The organism is Microbacterium luticocti DSM 19459 (assembly GCF_000422405.1).
Classification (GTDB): domain Bacteria; phylum Actinomycetota; class Actinomycetes; order Actinomycetales; family Microbacteriaceae; genus Microbacterium; species Microbacterium luticocti.
In genome coordinates this window covers 81,659-87,926 of the sequence record NZ_KE383825.1, presented here as the reverse complement: position 1 = coordinate 87,926, position 6,268 = coordinate 81,659, and the positions used below count along the sequence as shown (strand labels likewise).

The following is a 6,268-nucleotide window of genomic DNA, read 5'->3' as shown; positions in this document are numbered from 1 at the left end:
CGCCGAACCCGACCTGACCGCGTTCGCACCGCTACCGCGCGAGCACTGGCAGAAGGTGTGGTCGAACAACCCGATCGAGCGCCTCAACCGGGAGATCAAGCGCCGCGCCGACGTCGTCCAGATCTTCCCCGACCGAGACTCCGTGACCCGCCTGATCGGCGCCGTCCTGCAAGAGCAGCACGAGGAATGGTCCTACGGGGAACGCCGCTACTTCTCCGACACCTCGATACGCAAACTCGTCCACACCCTCCACGACCACGCCGAACCCACACGCCCCGAGCTCTACCTCACCGCCTGACCCCCCCCCAGGAAGCAACCAAAATGACACCACCCCACGGGACTTGACCGATGGATGCCGCGGGGCGTGGCGCCCGGGCGCTGCCAGGCAACGGCGGGTGCCCGGGTCGGGATGTCGCAGCCAACCCGGCCACGCACGACCCGGCCGCGATGCCCGCCGCGTACCGTGCCCAGACTTCGGAGGGTCTCGCGATCTTCGGACGATTGCGCGGGAATCCTCCGAACCCGGCGCGATCCTCCGAACCTCGTGGGGCGATGGATGCCGCGGGGTGCGGCGAGCGGTCGTGCCCGGCAGCAGCAGCGCGTCGGGGCGGGATGCGCGGGGCCAGGCGGGTTACGCGCGTAAATGTCCCCCAAAATACCTACAGACATGACGCTTGACGCATCCGATACTGGATGTGCTGGAACGCTTCTGCGTTCGGCTGGCCGGTCCGTCCAGGGTAGACGGGCTCAGGTTCGGCCCTCGTGGACGGTTTTCGGGTAACCGTCCACACAAGGCGAGGGGCGGGCGGCTTCGCCGCCCCTCGCCTTTCTTCTCGCCCGCGCCGCTCGCCTCGCCGGCACTCCTCGCCTCACCCGCACCGCCAGTCGTCCACGGTCGCCTCGCCCGCCGGCACCGGCCTCACTCCACCCGCGTAGACCCACCACGCACCAGCACCCGCGTAGACCCACGGGCGCACCAGCACCCGCGTAGACCCACGGGCGCACCAGCACCCGCGTAGACCCACGGGCGCACCAGCGCCCGCGGCGTCACGCGACCGGGCCAGGCCGCGGGATCTCGCGCCACAGGTCGACGCTGTCTTCGTCGCTGAGCGCGCCGTTCGAGGCCGACCGCCCCACCACGGTCGCGGCGATGCGCGGATGGGTCGAGGCTCGGATGAACAACCGGTCCGACTGCGCCTCGCGCAGCGCCGCCGCCAGGTCCGCCCGAATCTGCTCGAGCGCCGCCTCGTCGAGGCCGTCCAGCCCACCCTCGTCGAGCACCGTCACCGTCGCGCCGCGCCGGCGCGCGGCATCCAACTCCGCCCGCACGCCGTCATCGAGCAGCCGCGCCCCGCGCAGCTCATCGCGCAGATGGCCCTCGGCGATGCGCGCCTCGAGCCGCTCGTCGTCGTCGAGCTCGCCGCCCTGCTCGATCGCCCGCGACAGGATCGGCCCCGCCACCGCCAGGGCCCGCTGCACCTGGATGCGCCGCTCACGCTGCCGACCGAGCTGCGCGGCCCGCCACGCCGACGCGGCCCGCTGCAACTGCGCCAGCCGTGCCGTGTCGCGCGCCGCCCGATCCATCGACAACAGCAGCAGCTGCGCGGCCAGCACCCACATCACCGACCCGACCAGCCCGAACGTCAACGCGGGCAGCACGCCGATCCACGCCATCGTCGAGATCGCCAACAGCACGATGCCGCTCCAGGCCACCCACGGCCGGCGCCGCACCATCACCACGGTCATCAGCAGTCCGATCGCCCCCACGTACCAGGTGCCGAACCCGGTCGTGCGCGCATCCAGCCCCACCGACAGCACCACGGCGGTGGGCATGAGCGCAGCCACCGCGAGCGAGGCCACGCACACCCACAGCGGCAGCCGGGTCGGCCCGCCCTCACCCGCGGTCATCACCGCATCGTCATCGTCAGAACCCGCGGGCAGCGGCGTGCCGTCCACCCACAGACACAACCCCGCCGCAGCCAGGTAGAGGCCGGCGACCAGCACCATCGCCACCGGGTGATCGACCGTGCCACCCACCCACACCAGTCCCCGCACCGTCAGGTAGATAGCGAACGCCGACCCGAGGGCGGTCAGGATGCCACGGACGCTGCCCCTCATGCCCCCTCCGCCCATTCCAGGGTGACCTGGGTGCCCCCGGCATCCGAGTCGATGCGCGCCCGCCCGCCGACGGCCGCCACCCGCGCGACGATCGACGCGCTGATGCCCAGCCGGTCGGCCGGCACCGCCGCCGGATCGAACCCGGGCCCGGTGTCACGCACCCGCACCGCCACCCGCATCGGGTCGCTCGCGCAGTCCACATCCACGCGCAGCCCGACGCCGCCCGCGTGCTGGATCGCGTTCGCTATCGCCTGCGCCGCCGCCAGCGCCAGCGCCCGGGCGACCACGCCGGGGATGCGCATTCCGGCCGTGTGCGTGCACTCGACGTGCAGCCGGTGCCCGAGTTCGGCGGCGGATGCCTCGACCTCGCGCGCGATCGTGTCCACCTCGACCGGCGCCTCCGACCCCATGCCGGCGTCGCGCTCGGCGTTCGCCAGGCGGGTCAGCGCCTCGCGCGCCATACCCACCGCGAGGGTGCGTTCGCGGTCGCTGCGCGCCCGCTCCACCGCGATGAGCGCGGCCAGCACGCTGTCGTGCATGAGCGCCCCGACGGCGACCCGCTCCTTCTCGGTCGCGTCGGCGGCCGCCGCAGCCGCGTACGACGAGACGGCGTCCGCGCGCGCGGCATCCACATTCGAGGCGACCGTGCGGAACACCCAGCCCAGGGTGACGATGATGCCCCCGAGGATCAGCGCGAACGAGACGTCCACCACGACCGGCACGGCCAGCGCGGGCGCGAACGCGCCCTGCACGAGCCGCACCACCCCCCACAGCACCGGGATCACCGCGGTGGTGATCATCTGCCAGCGCAGCGGAAAGGCGACGACGGATGCCGCTGTGCCGACGTTGATGAGAAAGAAGACCCACGGCTCACCGCCGGTCGACGCCGGCACACCGGCCGCGGCCAGCGGCCACAGCACGAGCGCCGCGGTGTAGGCGACCACGAACACGCCGGCGAGCACGCGCTGACCCCGCCCCACGAAGCCGGCGATCAGCATGAGCGCCAGCGGCACGAACACGAGCACCATCAGGGCCGGGTGCCAGGCCGGGCCCGTCGCCCGGCTGTTCAGCGCCGCGACGAATCCCTGCCCGCCCAGGGCGAGGCATCCCACCGCGATCACCAGGCCGATGATGCGCTCGACCCGGGTGCGCGTGAACGCGCCCAGGCGGGCGACGCCCTCGTGCGACTGGGGCAGCCGGCCCCAGGCCGCGGCGAGCGCCTCTTGCCCGGCGTCAGGCGTCACCGGCATCCTCGATCGGGGTGAGAATGCCGTCCTCGACGGCACGACGCAGCAGGTCCACCTTGGTGGGTGCCGGCCGGCCGACGTCGACGTACTTCACCCGCACCCGGTTGATGTTCTCCTTCGCCGTCGAATAGGCGATGCCCAGCCGCTCGGCGACGACCTTCAGCGGCAGCCCGGTGGCGTACAGGCGCAGCACCTCGCGCTCGCGGGCCGACAACTGCGCGTCGGCGAACGCCTGGTCGCCGTCGACGGCACTGGCCCATTCGACGTTGTTGAGCGGTTCGCCGTGCGAGACGGCCTGCACGGCGGCGATGACGTCGTCGATGGGCGATGACTTGCTGACGATGCCCGCGGCCCCGGCGGCGAGCGCCTCGCGCACGGCCGCGGGCCGGTCGGCGACGCTGTGGATGATCACGCTGGACCCGTCCTGCACCAGCCGACGCACGTTCTCGGTGACCGTGGTGCCGTCACCGAGGGTCAGATCCAGCACGACGACCTCGGCGGGGCGGGCATTGCTGAGCGCCCGCCAGTCGAGGTAGGCGGTCACCGAGCTGCCCGAGAACACGACGTCGAGGCCCTCGGTGCGGGCGCACGCCGCCTCCAGGCCCAGCCGCACGGACTCGTGGTCGTCGATCAGTGCCACTCCGGTCATGGCACTCAGGCTAGCGCGACGCAGACACGCGGGTCAGTGCCGCCACGGCCTCGACGTGGTGCGATTGGGGGAACAGGTCGACGGCCGTCACCTCAGCCGCCTCGTAGCCGGCCTCACGGAACGTCTTCAGGTCGCGGGCCAGGGCCACCGGGTCGCACGCGACGTAGACAACGGATGCCACGCCCAGCGCGGCGATCTCGTGCACCACCGCGGCGCCGGCTCCGGAGCGGGGCGGGTCGAGCACGACGGTGCCGCTGCGCAGCCGCTCGCGTTCTCGCGGCGACGCGGTCTCGCGCAGCTGCGGCAGCCACCGGTCCACGCGTGCGGTCTCGGCGCGGGCGCCGACCCACTCGGCGAGGTTCTCGCCGGCGTGATCGGTGGCCCGGGCGTCCGATTCCACGCTGATCACCCGGGCGCCGGGGCCGATCCGCTCCCCCAGAGCGGCGGCGAACAGACCGACACCGCCGTACAGGTCGAGGTGCAGCCCGTCGGGGTCGGGGTCGCCGGGCAGGGATGCCACCACCAGCTCGCTCAGCGTCGCCGCCGCGGCCCGGTGCACCTGCCAGAACCCACCGGCATCCACCCGGAACCCACGGTCGCCGACACGTTCGACGACCACCTCGGCGGCGGCCTCGGCGGCGTGTGCGGCACGCGACCGGGCCGCCTGGGTGGCGCGGCGCTCGGCCTCGGTGGGCCGGCCCCGGCGGCCGCGTGACGACGGGCGTGCCCGATCGGGGCGCGGCCGGGCCGGGCGGGGCACGATGCGCACCCGCCCGTCGGCGGGCCGCACCAGGTCGAGCCGGCCGGGCGCGCCGGCGTGCACGGTGGCGGCGACCCGTTCGATCGCGGGCACCGCCAGGGGCAGGTCGTCGACCGGGATGACGGTGTGGCTGCGGGCGGCGTACGGGCCGATGCGTCCCTCGTCGTCGACGTGCAGGCTCACCCGGGTGCGCCAGTGCAGGCCGTCGTCGCCGGGCACGGTGAGCATGCGGGTGGGCAGGTCGAGCCCGCCGATGCGGGTGAGCGCGTCGTGCAGCACCTCGAGCTTGAGGGTGCGCTGGTGGTCGAGGTCGATGTGCCCGAAATCGGCGCCGCCCGGCCGCCGCTCGGGCGGAGTGTCGATGTCGGCGGCCCGCCAGACGTGCGCACGGCGGTGGGGCGAGGCATCCAGCACCTCGACGGTCTCGCCGCGCCAGAACGACTTGTCGCCGGTCTGGGTCAGCCGCACCCGCACCCGTTCGCCCGGCAGGGTGTCGGGCACGAACACGACCCGCCCCTCATACCGGCCCACGAAGACGCCGCCGTGGGCGACCGAGGTGATGTCGAGGTCGATGATCTCGCCGGGCTGCATCCCTCGATCGTGTCACACCCCGTGCACAACTCCTCCAGAATCGGCGCCGGCCGGCCCGGTGCGGGCCCTGAGGCGCCGTCGGGTGCCGACGTGGAGGAGTTCTGCACGCGGCTCGGGCCAGCGCCGTCGGGCGCCGGTGTGGAGGAGTTCTGCACGCGGGTCGGGCTAGCGTGGAGCCATGCGCGTGTGCCTGGCCTCCACCTCCCCCGCCCGCCTCATGCTGCTGCGCCAGGCCGGCATCGAACCGGTCACACTCGCCCCCGACGTCGACGAAGAGGCGATCATCGCCGCCGTCGAATCCGCCGAAGACCGCACGCTGCAGCCGGCCGAGTACGTGCTGCTGCTGGCCCGCCGCAAGGCGGCGGACGTGGCGTCGCGCCTGGCCGCGGCCGAACCCGACTTCGACGGCATCGTCATCGGTGGCGACTCGATGTTCGTGCTCGACGGCGAGATCCTCGGCAAGCCGTACACCCCCGAGGCGGCCACCGCGCGCTGGCACGACATGCGGGGACGCACCGGCGTGCTGCACTCCGGACACAGCGTCATCCGGCTGCGCCCCGGGTCCGCTCCGGCCGAAGAGCATGCGGTGGCCGAGGCATCCGTCACCTTCGCCGCCGACGTCACCGACGACGAGATCGACGCCTACGTGGCCACCGGCGAACCGCTGCATGTGGCCGGCGCGTTCACCATCGACAGCCTGGGCGGGCCGTTCATCGAACAGGTCGTCGGCGACCCGTCGACGGTGGTCGGGATGTCACTGTCCACGCTGCGACGGCTGGTGCGCCGGCTGGGCGTGGCATGGCCGGATACGTGGACGTCCTCGTAGATACCTGCACATCATTCCACGCGTTTCTTGTGTGGTGCACTCAAAAGCCGTCGAAAACCGCTGGGTAGGCTGATCTC

Annotated in this window: 6 protein-coding genes; 2 read left to right on the top strand and 4 right to left on the bottom strand. The window is 73.0% G+C overall.

Features of this window, described 5'->3' with window-relative positions; all coding sequences use genetic code 11:
* Window positions 1-298 (top strand): IS256 family transposase (locus H577_RS0114085; RefSeq protein ID WP_029146487.1); only part of this gene is annotated, 298 nt, incomplete at its 5' end.
* 749 nt (window positions 299-1,047) lie between these two features.
* On the opposite strand, the gene H577_RS0114080 is transcribed toward H577_RS0114085, so the two are convergent.
* The 4 genes from H577_RS0114080 to H577_RS0114065 are packed head-to-tail and all read right to left on the bottom strand — an operon-like array spanning window position 1,048 to window position 5,365.
* Entirely contained in the window at window positions 1,048-2,118 is a 1,071-nt protein-coding gene (locus H577_RS0114080; protein WP_029146486.1) for a hypothetical protein, read from the bottom strand.
* Window positions 2,115-3,368, bottom strand: coding sequence for an ATP-binding protein (locus tag H577_RS0114075; RefSeq protein ID WP_029146485.1), 1,254 nt, complete (start codon window positions 3,366-3,368; stop codon window positions 2,115-2,117). Before H577_RS0114075 ends, H577_RS0114080 begins: the two co-directional genes overlap by 4 nt.
* Window positions 3,352-4,014 (bottom strand): response regulator transcription factor, encoded by a 663-nt coding sequence (locus H577_RS0114070; protein WP_029146488.1) that lies wholly within the window; start codon window positions 4,012-4,014, stop codon window positions 3,352-3,354. The genes H577_RS0114075 and H577_RS0114070 overlap by 17 nt, the downstream gene beginning before the upstream one ends.
* Before the next feature lie 10 nt (window positions 4,015-4,024).
* Window positions 4,025-5,365 (bottom strand): class I SAM-dependent RNA methyltransferase, encoded by a 1,341-nt coding sequence (locus H577_RS0114065; protein ID WP_029146484.1) that lies wholly within the window; start codon window positions 5,363-5,365, stop codon window positions 4,025-4,027.
* Between the two features lie 178 nt (window positions 5,366-5,543).
* Between H577_RS0114065 and H577_RS0114060 the strand changes: the two genes are divergently transcribed.
* Window positions 5,544-6,191, top strand: a complete 648-nt coding sequence (locus H577_RS0114060) for a Maf family protein (protein WP_029146483.1) — start codon at window positions 5,544-5,546, stop codon at window positions 6,189-6,191.
* Window positions 6,192-6,268 lie beyond the last annotated feature (77 nt).

Bases quoted from the DNA above. Each gene is read 5' to 3' on its own strand.
- H577_RS0114080 (WP_029146486.1), bottom strand. From the start codon at position 2,118: ATGAGGGGCAGCGTCCGTGGCATCCTGACCGCCCTCGGGTCGGCGTTC.
- H577_RS0114075 (WP_029146485.1), bottom strand. From the start codon at position 3,368: ATGCCGGTGACGCCTGACGCCGGGCAAGAGGCGCTCGCCGCGGCCTGG.
- H577_RS0114060 (WP_029146483.1), top strand. From the start codon at position 5,544: ATGCGCGTGTGCCTGGCCTCCACCTCCCCCGCCCGCCTCATGCTGCTG.
- H577_RS0114065 (WP_029146484.1), bottom strand. From the start codon at position 5,365: ATGCAGCCCGGCGAGATCATCGACCTCGACATCACCTCGGTCGCCCAC.
- H577_RS0114070 (WP_029146488.1), bottom strand. From the start codon at position 4,014: ATGACCGGAGTGGCACTGATCGACGACCACGAGTCCGTGCGGCTGGGC.